Here is a 15,850-nt window from a genome sequence, read left to right on the forward strand (position 1 = left end):
GTTCGTACACTTGCTTATCATATGCACTGATACGGAGGTGACCTGTCTTCTTGGTGCACCATGGCGCAGCCCAACCCTTCAGGGTTATGCGCGCGCCGCCCGATTGCCCCCACAACGACAAGAGCCCGACCATGCCAGGCGTTTTCTTTGAAGAATTGAAAGTCGGTCAGAAATTTGACCACCCCATCCGCCGCACCATCACCGAAACCGACAACGTCTGGTTTACGGCGATCACCCACAACCCAGCGCTGCTGCACCTTGACGAAGAGTATTGCCGCACGCAGACCGAGTTCGGTCAGCGCATCGTCAACAGTGCCTTCACCTTGGGGCTGATGGTGGGCATTTCGGTGAACGACACCACCCATGGCACCGCCGTCGCCAATCTCGGCTGGGACGAAGTGCGCTTCCCCAAGCCGCTGTTTCATGGCGACACCCTGCGAGTCGAGAGTGAGGTGCTGGAACTGCGCGAAAGCAAGTCGCGCCCCAACGCCGGCATCGTTGTCTTCATGCATCGCGGTTTCAATCAGAAGGGCGATCTGGTGGCCCACTGCAAACGTTCGGCGCTGCAGTTGCGGAAGCCTGCGGCCCAGGCATGAAGTCGCTTCTGTTCGTGCCGGCCGACAGCGAGCGCAAGCTCGCCAAAGCCGAAAGCTGCGGCGCTGACGCCATGGTCATCGACCTGGAAGACGCCGTGCTGCCGGCGCGCAAGCCGCTGGCTCGCGAGATGCTGGGCGCCTACGCCGCCGCCTACACCGGTAAAAGCGAGCTGTGGGTACGCGTCAACGATCTGGCCTCCGGCGAGCTGCTGAAAGACCTGGCGGCTGTGGTGCCGATGCAGCCGGTGGGCATCGTCTTGCCGAAGATCAGCGGCCCGGAAGACCTCGACATCGTCGGGTACTACCTCGACATGGCCGAGGCCGCCAACAACGTGCCGGCAGGCCAAACCAAAATTCTGGCGGTGTGCACCGAAACCGCTTCGGCGGTGCTGCGCATGGGTGAGTTGGTGCAACGCCACCGCCCCCGTCTCACCGGCATGCTGTGGGGCGGGGAAGACCTCAGCACCGCGTTGGGCGCCGGTGATCCGCGCTATCCCGATGGCCGCTGGCGGTCAATGTACGAGTACGCCCGCAACCAGTGCCTGCTGGCCTGCCACAGCCTCGGCATTGAGGCCATCGACACCGTGTACGTCGACTTCCGCAACCCCGACGGTTGCCGCGACAACAGCTTGGCCGCCCGCTATGACGGCTTCGTCGGCAAGGTGGCCATTCACCCCGACCAGGTGCCCATCATCAACGCGGCCTTCACGCCCAGCGATGATGAGATTGCCCATGCAAGAAAGGTGATTGCCGCATTTGCTCAAGGTGCCGGCGCGGTGTCGCTGGACGGCAAAATGCTCGACGTACCGCATCTGAAAAGTGCGCAGCAGATGCTGCGCAGTGCTGGTTTAACCCAGGAGGACTGAGTGAACAACAAGGTATATCCCGACGCCGCTGCGGCCCTGGCCGGCCTGACTTTTGACGGCATGACCGTCATGTCGGGCGGCTTCGGTCTGTGCGGCATTCCCGAAAATCTGATCGTTGCGCTGCGTGATACCGGTGCCAAGGATCTGACCGTGATCGGCAACAACGTCGGCTGCGATGACCACGGCATGTGGCTGGTGCTGGCCAACAACCAGATCAAGAAGGTGCTGGCGAGCTATGTCGGCGAAAACAAGATTCTCGAATCCCGCTTCATGAGCGGCGAGATCGAGATCGAATTCAACCCGCAAGGCACGCTGGCCGAACGTATTCGCGCGGGCGGGGCGGGCATTCCAGCCTTCTTTACCCGCACCGGCTACGGCACCAAGGTGGCTGAAGGCAAAGAGACCCGGCAGTTCAACGACGAGTGGTACGTGATGGAAACCGGTTTGGTGTCGGACCTGTCGCTGGTCAAGGCCTGGAAGGCGGACGCCGAAGGCAACCTGATCTATCGCAAGACCGCACGCAACTTCAACCCGATGATTGCCACGGCGGGCAAGGTCACCGTGGTCGAGGTGGAAGAGATCGTCCCGGTCGGCACCTTTGACCCGGACCAGATTCACACCCCGGGCATTTTTGTCGATCGCATCGTGGTCGGCGCCCACTACGACAAACACATCGAGCGGCGGACCACCCGCCCGCGGACGGAGAACGCCTGATGGCCTGGACTCGTGACGACATGGCGGCGCGTGCTGCCAAAGAACTGCGTGACGGCTTTTACGTCAACCTCGGGATTGGCATCCCGACCTTGGTGGCGAACATGATCCCCGAGGGGATGACCGTCACCCTGCAAAGTGAAAACGGCATGCTCGGCATGGGCCCGTTTCCCTATGAGGGCGAAGAAGACGCCGACCTCATCAACGCCGGCAAGCAGACCATCACAGACCTGCCGCACACCAGCTATTTTTCGAGTGCCGACAGCTTTGGGATGATCCGCGGCGGCCACATCAACCTGTCCATTCTCGGCGGCATGGAAGTCGCCGAAAACGGTGATCTCGCCAACTGGATGGTGCCGGGCAAGATGATCAAGGGCATGGGCGGCGCGATGGACTTGGTCGCCGGCGTCAAGCGCGTGGTCGTGGTCATGGACCATTGCGACAAGGCCGGCAACTCCAAATTCAAGAAGGAATGCAGCCTGCCGCTGACCGGCAAGGGCGTGGTCGATTTACTGATCACCGATCTTGGTGTGTTCGAGATCAACCCCGATGGCAGCGGCGCGACGCTCACCGAGCTGGCGACCGGCGTGACCCTAGACGAGATCACCGCCAAAACCGAAGCCACCTTCAGCGTCGCGCTGCGCTAGAGGAGCCGTTGGCCAAGCGAAGGCTGCCCCTTCCAGGGCAGCCTTTTTATCGCAGTGCGGGTCGCCCTAACAGATCGCCTTGACCAAAGGCCACGCCCGGCTCGAGCAACGCCTTGGTTTGTTCCGGGCTTGATGATGTCGCCACCGCCGTGCTTGCGGACGAAGCGCGTTCTCATCATCAAAGTTTCACGGTTGGGGGGCGAGAAAACCTTCATTTGCTCTTTCAACTGAGCTGCCACCACCCCACAACAGCGGCGGCAACGGCCAACACCACGACCACAGACCAGCCGACCCACGCTGCAGTGCGTGATCGGAGCTGTGAGGGTGTCGCGCCCGACTGACCGTCAGGCATCTCAAACACGAATTCAATGCGCCCGATGCGAACGTGATCACCGTGCTTCAACGGCACCGTGGTCGCACGTTTGCCATTCACAAACGTACCGTTGGTCGAGAGCAGATTGGTGATCACCCAGCCCCCGGGTGCGGAGGCGAGGCGGGCGTGCTCGGAGGAGATGCTGGGATCGTTGACCACGATATCGCAGTGCGCACTGCGACCGACGAGCACCCGTGGCTGGTCGAGCCCAAACAGGCGCCCAGCAACGGATTCTGACGCGCCACGAAGCGCCACAGGCGCACCTTTCGGGGGTTCGGTGACTGCGCCTGAAATTAGACGATCCAGATCTTCTTTGGAGAAGAACTGTGTGCCCTGCGGGCCCTGCTTGCTACGCGGCGCTTCCTCATTCATTTGGTCCGTGGCCCCCGCCATTGATGAGTGGCCCTTGCCACCGGTGGAGCATATACCGAGCCCGAAGCACAAATGCAGTGTCGGCGGGGTTTTCAGCGCAATAGCCCGAAGGTCGCGAGCCCCGCTGCCGCAAGCGCCAGAGTGAGCGCCAGATCTGTCCACCTCGCGTTTTGTCGCATCTGCTGGCGTAGCGTGCGATTGGCGTGGGCGGTGGCATTGAGCAGATCCTGCAGGTCGGTACGCGCGTCCAGCGCCTGGCGCAAGTCGGCTCGCAGTGCCTGCTGAGCCTGCTTCAAGGTCTTGAGGTCGCGCGTTAACGTGGCGAAGTCGTGAGCCGTTTCTGCTACAGACCCTTGCCCTACGGTCTTCGTCGGGGGGCTCGTCGCACGGCTGATCGGGTCTCGCGGGTTCACCGGTGCCGACACGTTGACACCAGAGAAATGCGTTGCAAAACCTAGCGCCGCGCCGCGCTCGGCAAGCCGGGACTGATGCATTGTCGGTATCGAGGGCAGCGCCGCGTCCAGTAGCGCCCATTGCCCTTCGGATTCCAGCGCCTGCAGCAGGCCATCGAGCGCCCGGGCAGGGGCGACGCCCAGCAGTCCGAATACCGTTTGCTGTTGCCCGGGTGCCATCAGTTGAATCAGGTCGATGACCACCGGCCAGTGCTGCTGCTCGGTCGCTGCAGCGGCCACGGCCAGCAGTTGCTCGCCGTCCAGCCCAGCGGACAGCCGCGCGGCCAAGGCCCGACCGGCTTCATCCATCTGCGGCACCAGCGGCAACACCTGCGGCCACAGGCCGTCGGCGCCTGCGGCGCGCATCAGGTCGGCCATGACCGACTCGTTCTGCAGCCGCGCCAGGTTGGCGAAGCGCGCCTGGCTCTCGGCACTCATGTGGGTGACCACTGGCAGGGCTGCGGTCCACAGATCGTTGCGGTGCACCGAGGCAACCATGGTGTCGAGCACTTGCGGGTCCAGGCCGGCTGCGAGGTTGCCCAGCGTTGCTTTCCACGACACATCAACATGTTCAAGCAGGCCCAGCGCCTCGGGCCACAGATCGTCCTCGGCTGCAGCCGCCTCGATCACCGCCACCAGTCGGGCCTCGTCCAACAGCCCGAGAATGTCGTTCAGGCGCGCTTTGCGCTCAATGAAAAAGGCGATCTTCAGCAGCGCGGCGTTATCCCTCAGAGCGGCGAGAACCGCACGAATGGCCGCATCGCTGATCACGTCAACGAAGCGCGCCATCGAGATGAATTCCTGGCGCTGGCTGAGCTCAACCGCAATCTCGGCGATGCGTGCAGGCGGAATGGCCGCGATGATGGCCTCGGCGCGCTGCGGATCGAGGCTCAGCGACAGCTCGGCAAGAAACGGGGTTGGCAGACGCTTGGCCACCGCAACCGCCGATTCGGGGCTGAGCTGACCGGCGACCCGACCGCTGAGCATCGGGCCCAGGACTTTCTCGGCAATCAGTGCGATGGCCGCTGCCGGCAATAATTTCGAGGCCAGAGCGATGCGCTGGAACATCTGTGCATCGGCCTCAAAAAAAGCATTGCTGGCCAGTTCGCGCAGGCCACGCAAAGTACCGGCATCCAGCGTGTCGAGCGCCGACAAGGCATCACCGGGCACGTCCAGCAAGCGGGCCAGCTTCAGTCGCTCGGCTTGAGTCGCGAGTTTGCTCACGTGGGATCTCCCCTCAGGGTCTGCAAGCGTTTCGGCGTGCGACCGGTTGTTTTAATTAATGGCGGCGCGTCGGCGCGCATGCCTAAGGGAAGAGAATGCCGCGTACGGTGCCGCGCAAGAATCCGGGCACATAACGCAATGCATGATCCAGCGCCGCCGTCAGTTGTGACTGTTGTCGGGCATGGGCATTGCGGATCAGCTCCGCCAACGCGACCACTTGCGCATCAGTCAGTTGCGCGGCCAATTCGGCAGGTGGCGCGGCCTTGAGCACCGCCCTGAGTGGCGTGAGGTCAGCAGAAGGACCGGAGCGCATGCGAAGACCTCTTTCGGCGGTGTAGGCCAACAAACTGCCACACGGTGACGACCCTGTCAGGTGCTTCGCCGCCTGCGACTCAAGTCGCCCGCGCCGACCAGGCGCCGCTGGGCGCATCGCTGACCAGCAGGCGCATCAGGGCACGGGCCGCAGCCTGTGGCGGCGGCGTCTGCTCCAGCACCTCGCCGGGATAACCTTTCAAGCGAATGCCAGTGCGCATCGGGCCGGGATCAAACGTGTGAAAGCGTGGCGCGCCACTGGGCCCGCTTTCAAGCGCCCATTGCGCCGCCATGGCCTCGAGTGCGGCCTTGCTGATGCCGTAGGCGCCCTGAAACGGCTTGGCCACGCGCCCACCGATATCGGTGGCATAGACCACCCGGCCCATCGTTGCGGCCTGCAGAAGCGGCAGGCAGTGGCGGGTCAGGGCGAAGCTGGCGGTGAGGTTGACCTGCAGTGTTTCCAGCCAATCCTTGGGCTCGACGTTGTCCATGCGGGTGAAGGTTTTGAAGTGCGCGGCCATCAGACACAGCGCGTCGAGTCGGCCAAAGGCTTTCTCGATGGTCATGGACACTTCGGCAAGATCGCCCCAGTTGGCACCGGCGAGGTTCAGCGGATAGATCGCCGGCTCCGGCCCACCCGCCGCGACGATGGCGTCAAAGGTGGCCTCGAGTTTTTTCACGGTCTTGCCGAGCAGCACACAGCTTGCACCCAAGGCCGCGGCCTGCAGTGCGGCGGCCTTGCCCAAGCCGTCACCGGCGCCGGTGATCAGCATCACCTGGCCGTTGAGTGCACCCGGCGCGGGATCTTGGGACGGCAGTGCATTCACGGGCAGCATGTTCAGCCTTGTTGGGAAAGTTCTTGCATCAGGGTCACCAGCTCGGCCGGTGTCGCGCAGCGGTCGTCGGCCAGCCAGGCAGCCGGTTCAGTGGTGCCCAGATAGCCCCACTCGGCGGTCACCGTGCGCATGCCGGCGGCGCGCCCGGCGTCAATGTCGCGGAGGTCATCGCCGACGTACGCGCAGCGTCGCGGCTCAAAACCGCCGCGCGTGCAGGCCTCGATCAGGGCATCGGGTGCGGGCTTGGCGGCCGGCACTTCATCGGCGCTGACCACCACCGCCGCGCGGGCCGTCAGTCCCAATGCCGCCAGCAGCGGGTCGGTAAACCGCTTGGGTTTGTTGGTGACCACGCCCCAGGCGATGCCGCGTTGATCAAGCCAGCCCAGCACTGCATCGAGACCATCGAAGAGGCCACTGTGGTCGGCAATATGCTTGAGATAGTGGACAAGAAAGGCTTGTCGCAGCGACTCGAACGACGCGTCGTCCGGTGTGATACCCAGCGCGCGATCAATCAGGCCCCGGGCACCGGATGAGGCGTACGCCCGGTAATGCGCCAGCGGCAACGGCGGCAAGGCACGCGCCGCACGCAGGGCGTTGGCCGCAGCCGCCAGATCGGGCGCGGTGTCCACCAGCGTGCCGTCGAGATCGAACAACCACGCCTCGATCATGGTTTGCGCGCGACCAGAAAATAGTTGACCGCCAGATCGTCATTGAGGCGCGCATTTTTGAGGATCGGGTTGTAGTGCAGACCCTTCATTTCCACCAACTGCAAGCCTGCGGCCATGGCCGCCCGGCTGAGCTCGGAGGGGCGGATGAACTGCGCAAACTGGTGCGTGCCCTTGGGAATCAGCCCCAGCACATGCTCGGCGGCGACGATGGCCAGCGCGAAAGCGCGTGGGCTGCGGTTGAGTGTCGAGAACACCGCGATGCCGCCGGGCCGCAGCAGGTCGGCACAGGCATCGATGATGGCCTCGGGATCCGGCACGTGCTCGAGCATTTCCAGGCAGCACACCACATCAAAGGCGTTGGGCGCGCGCTGGGCCATGGCTTCGGTGGCGACGCACTGGTAATCAATCTGCAGATCCGATTTGGCGGCATGTTCGCACGCGATCGCGATTGACGCCTCGGCAAGGTCGATGCCCGTCACCACTGCACCTCGACGTGCCAGCGCCTCGCTGAGCAGGCCGCCGCCGCACCCGACGTCGATCACTTTTTGCCCCGTCAGCCCGCCGCAAATCTGGTCGATGTAGGTGCTACGTACCGGGTTGATGTGGTGTAGCGGCGCCATCTCACCGGCCGGGTCCCACCACTGCGAGGCTGCCGCCGAGAAGCGGGCGATGTCCGCCGGATCGACATTTTGAGTTTCGGTCATGGCCTGATTTTATCCCGCGCGGGCGGACTGCGACGCCGCCGCAGCGACTTGATCACCTGACGGATCGACTGGTCGAGCTGCTGTTGCTGTGCCTCGGCCTGCAGAGCGTCGGGTCCGTAGCGCAACGCCTGATAGGCATCGCGTGCCGCAAAGAGTGCGGGCTGCACCTGAGGCTGCCGCTTCGCCAAACGTTGACACCAGTCGCCTACCGTTTCACCGGCAGGCGCATCAACGTCGCGCCGCGCGGCACGTTGCAGGCGGCGCCAACTTCGGCTGGCGACATCCGGTGGCGGGGCGGGGCGGCTGCGCCACAATAGCCAGGCGCCCACGGCGGTCAGCAATGCGGTGACCAGCCCGGTCAACCACAGCAGCATCTGCGTCCAGCCTTGCACGCCCAGCCGCGATAAAAACGCCTGTTGCAACTCGGGCCCGTAGGCCAGGAACCAGCGGTTCCATTGCGCGTTGAGAAAGTCCCACTGCGCGCGGCTGATTGCCCAGACACTGTCGCCGTTGCGTCGCAGAAAATCCGGCAGTTCGCCGCTGGCGTCATCGAAGGCGCCGCGCAATCCCTGCTCGATACGGTCTGGCGACACGGCCGCGGTCGGGTCGACGCGTCGCCAGCCCTGATCGTCCAGCCAGACTTCGGCCCAGGCGTGGGCGTCGGACTGGCGAATGACCCAGTCCTCACCCACGCGGCTGCGCGCGCCGCCCTGGTAGCCGATGACCACGCGGGCGGGGATGCCGGCGGCGCGCATCATCACCACAAAGCTGCTGGCGTAGTGCTCGCAGAAGCCGGCGCGGGTGTCGAACAGAAATTCGTCCACCGGCTGGCTGCCGAGTCGCGGCGGCCGCAAGGTGTAGCGGAACGGCTGTTCGCGAAAATACACAAGCGCCCGGTTGATGAGGGCCGCGTCGTCGCCGGCTTCGGCGCGCCAGCGCCGCATCAATGCCCGGGTTTCGGGCGCGCTGCCGCGTGGCAGTTGCAGGTTGCGATTGCGTTGCCAGCCGGCCAGACCATCGGCATCAAGTTGGTAATCGGGGTAGGCCTGCTGGCGCAGCAGACGCCGCTCGGTGATGCGCCGGGTTGCCAGCAGTTGGCCGTCGCGATCCAGTCGACTGCCAGTTGGCAGGGCGTCGGGGTCACTCATCTCAAGACCAAACAGGCTGAAGCCGCGCGTCGATTCGAGCATCATTTCCAGGGTCACCGGCTCGCCCGTCAGCGTCAGTGCGGGCGGGTTGCGGTCACCGCCGCGCTCATAAGCATCCCAGCGACGTCCGTCGTAGCGCTCGAACACCGGGCCGCGCCAGTACAGCTGCCGCTGTGCCGGTGCCGCCTCGTCAAAGCGGACGCGAAAGGCCAGCTCATCGCTGAGGATCAGTTCGGCGATGTCGCCCGGACTCATACTGTCGGGCACGCCACTGCGGCTGCTGCCGGCATCGGCCGGCAAGCCCCACAACGGCCCGGGGATACGCGGAAACAGCACGAAGAACACCACCATCAACGGCAGTGCCTGGGCAACGATCACCGCGCCAGCGCGCCAGTGCTGCCGCCACGGATCGGTCTCGGTGTCGGCTGTCGCGGCGCGGGTGTTGACCTCGACCAGCAGGCCGGTGATGCCGACGACCGTGCCCAGCAGCCACAGCACCGTCCAGATCTCCTGCGAGAACAAAAAGTGCGTGAACACCAGAAAATAAAGCAGCGCCACCATCACCCGCACGTCGCGCAGGCTGCGCATCTCCAGCAGCTTGAGCGCGGCCATCAACACCAGTAGCGCGGTGCCCGGATGCTGGCCATTGATACGGCCATAGGCGACGAACACACCGGCAAACGCCGCGACGGTCAGCAGTGCCTTGAGGACCTTGCCCGGCAGCGGCAGACCGCGTTGCAGGTGCAGCAGTCGCCACGCCAGGGCGGCGACCACCAGTGCGGTCTCCCACGGCGGCACCCTGAGCACGTGCGGCGCCAGCACCAGCACCAGCAGGCCCATCAGGCGCAGCAGCGTGGCGCGCGGCAGCACGTCGGCCGGTGTGAGCGTCATGCGGGCAGCCCAAAGCGTGCCAACGCGCTGAGGCAGCGATGGCAGTGCGCAGGGCCGCGATCGAGATCGATCTGTTCGGCGCCCAGGCGCAGCCCGAAGGCGACCGAGGTATCGGCAAGGTCGACCACCCACCGCGCGAGTTGCGACAGACGGGCCTCAAGGTCGGCGCCGGGTGTCAGCGCCAGATCCAGCCAGCATTCGGGCTGTTCGCCGTCTTCAAACTGCTTGACCATGGGTGTGCCGGTTTTTGGCAGGCTCTTCCAGTGAATGCGCTGCAGGCTGTCGCCACGCACGTAGTTGCGTAGACCGGCGAACTGGGTCAGGCCCGGCTGCAGTTGTCGTGCTTCACCTTGCTCCAGTGCCAGGGTAGGAGGTGGACGCAGGCCCGGCGGGGCCAGTTGTGGGTAGGCCAGCACCCGCACCTCGGGCAGCACGAAGGTCCACGCGCGAAACAGGCCGACGGGCGCGCTGCTGGCCACGGTCAGGACCGGCAGCGCATTCCAACCCCGCCTTGCAGGTGCGAACGGCAGACTGAGCCGGGCCGAGGTTGCCACTGTCACGCCGGGCCCCTCTGCTGCGGCCGTGTCGGCAAAGTGGACCTGAATGCCCAGCCGTGGCGCCTTTGACGGCTGGTCAACCAGAATCTGCAGGCGGGTTTCAGCGCCGACGTGTACGGGCGAATGGCCGATCTCGCGCAACCGCAGGCCCACCAGCTGCGCGTGCGTGTGGTGCATGCCGACCAGACCGATCGCGCCCAGCAGAAAGGTCAGGGCAAAGCCCATGCTGTTGGAATAATTCATCGCGCCGAGCAGCATCACCACGCAGAGCAACGCAAAACCGACACCGAAGCGGGTCGGCAAGATGTAGACGCGTCGCCGGTTGACTGACCAGGGCAGCGCGGCGGGCTGCAGGCGGCGCAGAATCCAGCGGTCTATCCAGCTGCGTCGCACGGTCGAGGCCTTCACCGCCCGACGCTTGAATAGACTGCTGCTGAATAGACTGCTGCGCATCACCGATGCTCAGGGAATCGGCACGGCGGCCAGCAAGTCCCTCGCCGTTGGCGGCGCTCGCGTGGCCGCGTGGGCGGCCAGCAGGCGATGGTCCATGACTGCGGGAAACACCGCCTGCACGTCCTCGGGCAACACACCCGGACGTCCCATGAGAAACGCCCAGGCTTGTGCAGCACGCTTGAGCGCCAACCCTGCGCGTGGCGAGACGCCGTGCCGCAGGCCCGCGTGCTCACGCGTGGCCTGAACCAGCGCGAGGATGTAATCGAGCAGGGCGGGGCGCGTCGTCACTTCGCTGACGCCCGCCTGCAAAAGCTGCAACTGCGCGGCGTCGAGCACCGGTGGCTGGTCGGCGAGCAGGCTGCGACGGTCGGCCTGTGCCAACAGTGCGCGTTCGGCCTCGGGCGGTGGGTAGCCCATCGACAGCCGCATCAAGAAGCGGTCGAGTTGGCTTTCCGGCAGCGGAAACACGCCGAGTTGGGAAAGCGGGTTCTGGGTGGCGATGACGAAGAAGGGCACCGGTAACGGTCGCGTTAGGCCTTCGATGCTGACCTGACGCTCTTCCATGGCTTCGAGCAGGGCCGATTGTGTTTTCGGGCTGGCGCGATTGATTTCATCGGCCAGCACCACTTGGGCAAACACCGGTCCCGGATGAAACCGAAAGCCGTTGCTGCTGGCCTCGAACACCGACACGCCCAGCACGTCGGCGGGTAGCAGGTCGGCGGTGAACTGGATGCGCTGAAAGTCCAGACCCAGCACGCGCGCCAACGCCAAAGCCAGGGTCGTCTTGCCAACGCCGGGCACGTCTTCGATGAGCAGATGACCCTGTGCCAGCAGACAGGCGACAGCGAGGCGCACTTCGTGTGGTTTGCCCAAAATGACCCGTTCGAGTGCTTCGAGAGTGTGGCTGACGGCGGCCTTCATGCGCTGATTTCTTTGCGAGAATTTGGGGCCCGCGACTATACGCAAAGGCCACGCCAGACGATGAGCGTTCGCACCGGCCCGACGCGACAAGCAGGCTTGCGCGATTATTGGATTGCAGTCCCCGACCAAGCGGTCAATACTTTGTCCGCGTCACGTATCGGCGCCGAAGAGGAGCCCGAATGTCCCGCAAACAACGCGAACTCAACCGCGCCCTTGATGCCGCCGACAGCTATGCCGAGTGGCTGCAGATCGCCAATGAGCTTGATGTGGACGACGGCCTGGATGAATGGCGCGAGGACGACACGTCCTCAGAAAATTACGACTGGCGACTGATTCGCTCGCGCTTGCGGCAGGTTCGGCAGATGCGCAGCAACCCGGAGCACGGCGCCAAACTGCGCCATCACCTGCGCCAGGGCCTGCACTGGAATCTGGGCAATCTGGGCAACCCGGCGCTTTACGGCGTGTCGCGCGTCGGCACCAAGATGCTGGTGCACGACTACGTCAATGAAATTGCCGAAACACTGGTGGAGTTGGCGCACCGTGACGATCCGGCATTCCCGCCCGATGCCAAGCGGCGCTTTTTTGACGAGCTCTCGCAATCGTTCGGCCGTTCGGCGCTGATGCTTTCGGGCGGCGCGACGCTGGGGCTGTTTCATGTTGGCGTGGTCAAGTCGTTGTATCTCGAGGGCTTGCTGCCCGAGGTCATTTCCGGCTCCAGCGCCGGCTCGATTGTCGCCGCCACATTGGCCAGTCGCCCGGTCGACCAGGCCGAAATTCTGCTCGACCCGATGAACGTTTATCACAACTTCTGGCGCCTGCTGCCGTGGCGTCTGTGGTTCCGGCGCGGCTCGGTGATGGACCAGGGTCAGCTGCGCCACGCGCTTGAACAGAACATCGAAGACCTGACCTTTGCCGAGGCCCACGAGCGCTCGGGTCGCATCATTGACATCACCGTGTCGCCCGCGGGCGTTAACCAGCCGCCGCGACTGCTGAACTACCTGACGTTCCCATATCTGTACCTGTACGAGGCCATTCTGGCGTCGTGTGCCGTGCCGCTACTGTTCCCGCCGGTGATGCTGATGACCCAGGATGAACGCGGCCGCCGCGTCCCCTACATGCCACTGCTGCGTTGGGTGGACGGCAGCTTGAAGTCGGACCTGCCAACGCTGCGGTTGCGGCGTCTGCACAACGTCAACCACTTCATCGTCAGCCAGACCAACCCGCATGTGCTGCCCTTTTTGAGTCGCCGTGAACCGGGCGGTGAGGGCATCCGCAACTCGGCGCGCGACTTCGCGCGTTCCAGCGTGCGCGGCACGGCCAAAGGTGTTGTCGATTTGGCACGCAACGCAATGTCGGGCGCCGGGCGCACCCGCAAAACCTTGGATGTGGCCTCCAGCGTGCTCGACCAGGAATACCGCGGCAACATCAACATCTTTCCCGAAATCAGCCTGTGGCGGTATGCCAACGTCACCTCAAACCCTTCGGTTGAGTCCTTGGAGCGCTTCATCCGCGAGGGCGAGCGCGCCACCTGGCCCCGCATGGAAATGATCCGCAACCAGACGGTCATCAGCCAGACACTGGCCAATTGCATGACCCACCTCAAGGCACAACAGTCGGTCAATCCGCATCAACCGGACGCACCCACGGCGCCGCGCGCTGCCCGGCGGCCGTCGCTGAAGGTTGTGCGCTCCAAGTAATCACACGGCTGCGTCGCCATTCAGTAAGCATGGCGCTCAGCGGTGGAAGTTCACCGGCTGCTCGCGCGGTGCATCGTTCGGTGGACGGGCCCCGGGTCCGCAACCCTTGCACGCCCCGCAACCCGAGTCGCAGCCTGGTGCGCGCTGCTTGCCGGGACGCCAGCGCCACAGCGCATAGGCGACGGCCGCGATCACCACCAGGCCGACCAGTACGCCCTCAAGCTCGGCGTAACTCATCCGCCCAGGCTCCGCGCCACCTGGTAGGTGACCAGCGCCATGCCGTAAGCCAGCGCAAAGAGATAACCGGCCGACAGCGCCACCATGCGCCACTGGTTGGTCTCGCGGCGGATCACGGCCAGGGTTGAGATGCACTGCGGCGCGTAAACAAACCACACCAGCAGCGACAAGGCGGTGGCCAGTGACCAATCACCGGCGATCAGCGGCGCCAGCAGCGTGCCAGCCGTTTCGTCGCTGGCCGACACGGCATACACCGTGGCCAGCGCACTCACCGCGACCTCGCGCGCCGCCATGGCCGGCACCAGCGCGATGCAGATCTGCCAACTGAAGCCCAGCGGCGCGAAGATGGGCTCCATCCAGCGGCCCAGGTGACCCGCAGCGCTGTACTCGATGGCCGGCCCCAAGGCGCCCGTCGGCGCCGCCGGAAAGGTCGACAGCGCCCACAACACAATGGTGAGCGCCAGAATGATGGTGCCGACCCGACGCAAAAAGATGGCCGCACGTTCCCACAGACCAATAAGAATGTCGCGCGGGTGGGGCAGGCGGTAGGCGGGCAACTCCAGCAGCAGCGGCTGCTCTTCACGACCCGCGCCGCCCCAGCGTTTCATGATCCACGCCACCGCCACCGCACTGAGCACGCCGGCCAGGTAAAGCGCGAACAGAACAAGCCCTTGAAGGTTGAAGACGCCGAGCACCGACTGCTGCGGAATGAACGCCGCAATCAGCAACGTGTAAACCGGCAGCCGTGCCGAACAGGTCATCAGTGGCGCCACAAGAATCGTCGCCAGACGATCGCGCGGACTGGGAATGCTGCGCGCCGCCATGATGCCCGGCACCGCGCAGGCGAAGCTCGACAACAAGGGAATGAAGGCGCGCCCGCTGAGCCCGGCCCCGACCATCAGGCGGTCGAGCAGGAAAGCTGCGCGAGGTAAGTAGCCCGACTCTTCGAGCAAAAGAATGAAGGCAAAGAGGATCAGAATCTGCGGCAGAAACACCACCACGCCGCCAACGCCGGCAATCACCCCGTCGACCAACAGGCTGTTGAGCAGGCCGGCGGGCAGGGCGCCGCCCACCCACGCGCCAAGCCCACCGACCACGCTTTCGACGACCCCGATCAGCGGGTCCGCCCAGGCAAACACCGCCTGAAACATCACGAACAGCAGCGCCGCCAGCAGCGGCAGACCCGTCGCCGGATGCAACAGAAAGCGGTCGGCACGTTCGGTGAGGTCATCGCCGATCTTCGTGCCTGTGACGCAGGCCTCGCGCAAGGCATCCGCATCGGCGTGCCAGCGACCCGGGTCGTCGAACAACTGTGGCGTCGGGGCCGGCGGAATGGTTTGCAGCGCGGCTGACAGGCTCTGCGCACCGTCGCGCTGCACCGCAACCGTCCCCACGACGGGCATGCCGAGACGTTGCGTTAACGCCTGCAGATCAATTTGCACCCCACGTTTCCGGGCCACGTCCATCCGGTTGACCGCAACCACCGTCGGCCGTCCCAGCGCCCGCACTTCCAGTACGAACCGCAGGTGCATCTGCAAATTTAGCGCGTCAACCACGCAGACCAGTACATCCGGAACGACCTCGCCTTCAAATCGGCCCAGACAGACATCCCGTGTGACCGCCTCATCCGGACTCGTCGCTTGCAGGCTGTACGTACCCGGTAAATCGATGATGTTGAGCGTTTGTTGGTCTGCGAGCCGGTGTATGCCGGTTTTGCGCTCGACGGTCACGCCAGCGTAATTGGCCACTTTCTGGCGGCTGCCGGTCAGCCGATTGAACAAGGCCGTTTTGCCGCAGTTGGGATTGCCGACCAAGGCGGCATGGCGCGCCGAGGCGGTCATGGCGCGACGGCGTCCACCGAGATGCGCGCAGCCTCCGCGCGGCGCAACGCGAAGCGTGTATCGCCGATCCTGACCAGCAGGGGATCGCCACCAAAAGGCCCCGCACGCAACACTTCGACGCGTCGGCCGGCGACAAAGCCCAGATCAGCCAGACGTTTCGCCACAGCGTCATTCTCGACGGCCGGCGTGACCCGCGTAATCCAACCGGGTTGGCAACGGGCAAGCTGCGAGAGGGTGATTTCCATTTCACGAATGATAGCTGTTTGCGTTTAAGAGCTAAATACATAAGCACGGGTAAAACGTGATCTTGCAACGCGTGACGCTGTTCGTCCCAGCCATCATCC

Annotated in this window: 17 protein-coding genes; 5 read left to right on the forward strand and 12 right to left on the reverse strand. The window is 64.6% G+C overall.

Going from position 1 to position 15,850, the window contains the following annotated elements; all coding sequences use genetic code 11:
- Positions 1-131 precede the first annotated feature (131 nt).
- From U741_RS0112270 to U741_RS0112285, 4 genes are read left to right on the forward strand one after another with little or no spacing between them, the layout of a single operon-like run.
- On the forward strand, positions 132-596 hold the full coding sequence (locus U741_RS0112270) for a MaoC family dehydratase (RefSeq protein ID WP_029890749.1): 465 nt from the start codon (positions 132-134) through the stop codon (positions 594-596).
- Positions 593-1,462, forward strand: a complete 870-nt coding sequence (locus U741_RS0112275) for an HpcH/HpaI aldolase/citrate lyase family protein (RefSeq protein WP_029890750.1) — start codon at positions 593-595, stop codon at positions 1,460-1,462. The genes U741_RS0112270 and U741_RS0112275 overlap by 4 nt, the downstream gene beginning before the upstream one ends.
- Entirely contained in the window at positions 1,463-2,176 is a 714-nt protein-coding gene (locus U741_RS0112280) for a CoA transferase subunit A (RefSeq protein WP_029890751.1), read from the forward strand.
- Positions 2,176-2,820 carry a 3-oxoacid CoA-transferase subunit B gene (locus U741_RS0112285; RefSeq protein WP_029890752.1) on the forward strand — a complete coding sequence of 215 codons (645 nt, stop codon included), beginning with the start codon at positions 2,176-2,178 and terminating at the stop codon, positions 2,818-2,820. The genes U741_RS0112280 and U741_RS0112285 overlap by 1 nt, the downstream gene beginning before the upstream one ends.
- A gap of 223 nt (positions 2,821-3,043) precedes the next feature.
- On the opposite strand, the gene U741_RS19425 is transcribed toward U741_RS0112285, so the two are convergent.
- The 9 genes from U741_RS19425 to U741_RS0112330 form a co-directional block, all read right to left on the reverse strand.
- Complete coding sequence (locus U741_RS19425; protein ID WP_052378767.1) at positions 3,044-3,565, reverse strand: FHA domain-containing protein; 522 nt, start codon at positions 3,563-3,565, stop codon at positions 3,044-3,046.
- A 92-nt stretch (positions 3,566-3,657) separates the two neighbouring features.
- Complete coding sequence (locus tag U741_RS19430; protein WP_052378768.1) at positions 3,658-5,241, reverse strand: hypothetical protein; 1,584 nt, start codon at positions 5,239-5,241, stop codon at positions 3,658-3,660.
- An 82-nt stretch (positions 5,242-5,323) separates the two neighbouring features.
- Positions 5,324-5,554, reverse strand: a complete 231-nt coding sequence (locus U741_RS0112300) for a hypothetical protein (protein ID WP_029890755.1) — start codon at positions 5,552-5,554, stop codon at positions 5,324-5,326.
- A gap of 79 nt (positions 5,555-5,633) precedes the next feature.
- On the reverse strand, positions 5,634-6,389 hold the full coding sequence (locus U741_RS0112305) for an SDR family NAD(P)-dependent oxidoreductase (protein ID WP_029890756.1): 756 nt from the start codon (positions 6,387-6,389) through the stop codon (positions 5,634-5,636).
- 2 nt (positions 6,390-6,391) lie between these two features.
- Positions 6,392-7,057: an HAD family hydrolase gene (locus tag U741_RS0112310; RefSeq protein ID WP_029890757.1), complete on the reverse strand. Its 666-nt coding sequence runs from the start codon at positions 7,055-7,057 to the stop codon at positions 6,392-6,394.
- Entirely contained in the window at positions 7,054-7,761 is a 708-nt protein-coding gene (ubiG, locus tag U741_RS0112315; protein ID WP_029890758.1) for a bifunctional 2-polyprenyl-6-hydroxyphenol methylase/3-demethylubiquinol 3-O-methyltransferase UbiG, read from the reverse strand. The genes U741_RS0112310 and ubiG overlap by 4 nt, the downstream gene beginning before the upstream one ends.
- Complete coding sequence (locus U741_RS0112320) at positions 7,758-9,800, reverse strand: transglutaminase TgpA family protein (protein WP_043110276.1); 2,043 nt, start codon at positions 9,798-9,800, stop codon at positions 7,758-7,760. The genes ubiG and U741_RS0112320 overlap by 4 nt, the downstream gene beginning before the upstream one ends.
- Entirely contained in the window at positions 9,797-10,810 is a 1,014-nt protein-coding gene (locus tag U741_RS0112325; protein WP_052378769.1) for a DUF58 domain-containing protein, read from the reverse strand. Before U741_RS0112325 ends, U741_RS0112320 begins: the two co-directional genes overlap by 4 nt.
- A 9-nt stretch (positions 10,811-10,819) precedes the next feature.
- Positions 10,820-11,731, reverse strand: a complete 912-nt coding sequence (locus tag U741_RS0112330) for an AAA family ATPase (protein WP_029890761.1) — start codon at positions 11,729-11,731, stop codon at positions 10,820-10,822.
- A gap of 179 nt (positions 11,732-11,910) precedes the next feature.
- Between U741_RS0112330 and U741_RS0112335 the strand changes: the two genes are divergently transcribed.
- Positions 11,911-13,428, forward strand: coding sequence for a DUF3336 domain-containing protein (locus U741_RS0112335; protein ID WP_052378770.1), 1,518 nt, complete (start codon positions 11,911-11,913; stop codon positions 13,426-13,428).
- Positions 13,429-13,464: 36 nt separating this feature from the next.
- Here the strand turns inward: U741_RS0112335 and U741_RS0112340 are convergent, their stop codons facing one another.
- The 3 genes from U741_RS0112340 to U741_RS0112350 are packed head-to-tail and all read right to left on the reverse strand — an operon-like array spanning position 13,465 to position 15,751.
- Positions 13,465-13,665 (reverse strand): FeoB-associated Cys-rich membrane protein, encoded by a 201-nt coding sequence (locus U741_RS0112340; RefSeq protein WP_029890763.1) that lies wholly within the window; start codon positions 13,663-13,665, stop codon positions 13,465-13,467.
- Positions 13,662-15,506 (reverse strand): ferrous iron transporter B, encoded by a 1,845-nt coding sequence (gene feoB / locus U741_RS0112345; RefSeq protein ID WP_029890764.1) that lies wholly within the window; start codon positions 15,504-15,506, stop codon positions 13,662-13,664. Before feoB ends, U741_RS0112340 begins: the two co-directional genes overlap by 4 nt.
- Complete coding sequence (locus U741_RS0112350; RefSeq protein ID WP_152551603.1) at positions 15,503-15,751, reverse strand: FeoA family protein; 249 nt, start codon at positions 15,749-15,751, stop codon at positions 15,503-15,505. Before U741_RS0112350 ends, feoB begins: the two co-directional genes overlap by 4 nt.
- Positions 15,752-15,850 lie beyond the last annotated feature (99 nt).

Source organism: Polycyclovorans algicola TG408 (assembly GCF_000711245.1).
Classification (GTDB): Bacteria; Pseudomonadota; Gammaproteobacteria; order Nevskiales; family Nevskiaceae; genus Polycyclovorans; species Polycyclovorans algicola.

What these genes read in the sequence shown, in the direction of transcription:
- U741_RS0112270 (WP_029890749.1), top strand. Translation starts at nt 132, where the DNA reads ATGCCAGGCGTTTTCTTTGAAGAATTGAAAGTCGGTCAGAAATTTGAC.
- U741_RS0112320 (WP_043110276.1), bottom strand. Translation starts at nt 9,800, where the DNA reads ATGACGCTCACACCGGCCGACGTGCTGCCGCGCGCCACGCTGCTGCGC.
- U741_RS0112275 (WP_029890750.1), top strand. Translation starts at nt 593, where the DNA reads ATGAAGTCGCTTCTGTTCGTGCCGGCCGACAGCGAGCGCAAGCTCGCC.
- ubiG (WP_029890758.1), bottom strand. Translation starts at nt 7,761, where the DNA reads ATGACCGAAACTCAAAATGTCGATCCGGCGGACATCGCCCGCTTCTCG.
- U741_RS0112325 (WP_052378769.1), bottom strand. Translation starts at nt 10,810, where the DNA reads ATGCGCAGCAGTCTATTCAGCAGCAGTCTATTCAAGCGTCGGGCGGTG.
- U741_RS0112350 (WP_152551603.1), bottom strand. Translation starts at nt 15,751, where the DNA reads ATGGAAATCACCCTCTCGCAGCTTGCCCGTTGCCAACCCGGTTGGATT.
- U741_RS0112310 (WP_029890757.1), bottom strand. Translation starts at nt 7,057, where the DNA reads ATGATCGAGGCGTGGTTGTTCGATCTCGACGGCACGCTGGTGGACACC.
- U741_RS0112330 (WP_029890761.1), bottom strand. Translation starts at nt 11,731, where the DNA reads ATGAAGGCCGCCGTCAGCCACACTCTCGAAGCACTCGAACGGGTCATT.
- U741_RS0112305 (WP_029890756.1), bottom strand. Translation starts at nt 6,389, where the DNA reads ATGCTGCCCGTGAATGCACTGCCGTCCCAAGATCCCGCGCCGGGTGCA.
- U741_RS19425 (WP_052378767.1), bottom strand. Translation starts at nt 3,565, where the DNA reads ATGAATGAGGAAGCGCCGCGTAGCAAGCAGGGCCCGCAGGGCACACAG.
- feoB (WP_029890764.1), bottom strand. Translation starts at nt 15,506, where the DNA reads ATGACCGCCTCGGCGCGCCATGCCGCCTTGGTCGGCAATCCCAACTGC.
- U741_RS0112335 (WP_052378770.1), top strand. Translation starts at nt 11,911, where the DNA reads ATGTCCCGCAAACAACGCGAACTCAACCGCGCCCTTGATGCCGCCGAC.
- U741_RS0112285 (WP_029890752.1), top strand. Translation starts at nt 2,176, where the DNA reads ATGGCCTGGACTCGTGACGACATGGCGGCGCGTGCTGCCAAAGAACTG.
- U741_RS0112300 (WP_029890755.1), bottom strand. Translation starts at nt 5,554, where the DNA reads ATGCGCTCCGGTCCTTCTGCTGACCTCACGCCACTCAGGGCGGTGCTC.
- U741_RS0112340 (WP_029890763.1), bottom strand. Translation starts at nt 13,665, where the DNA reads ATGAGTTACGCCGAGCTTGAGGGCGTACTGGTCGGCCTGGTGGTGATC.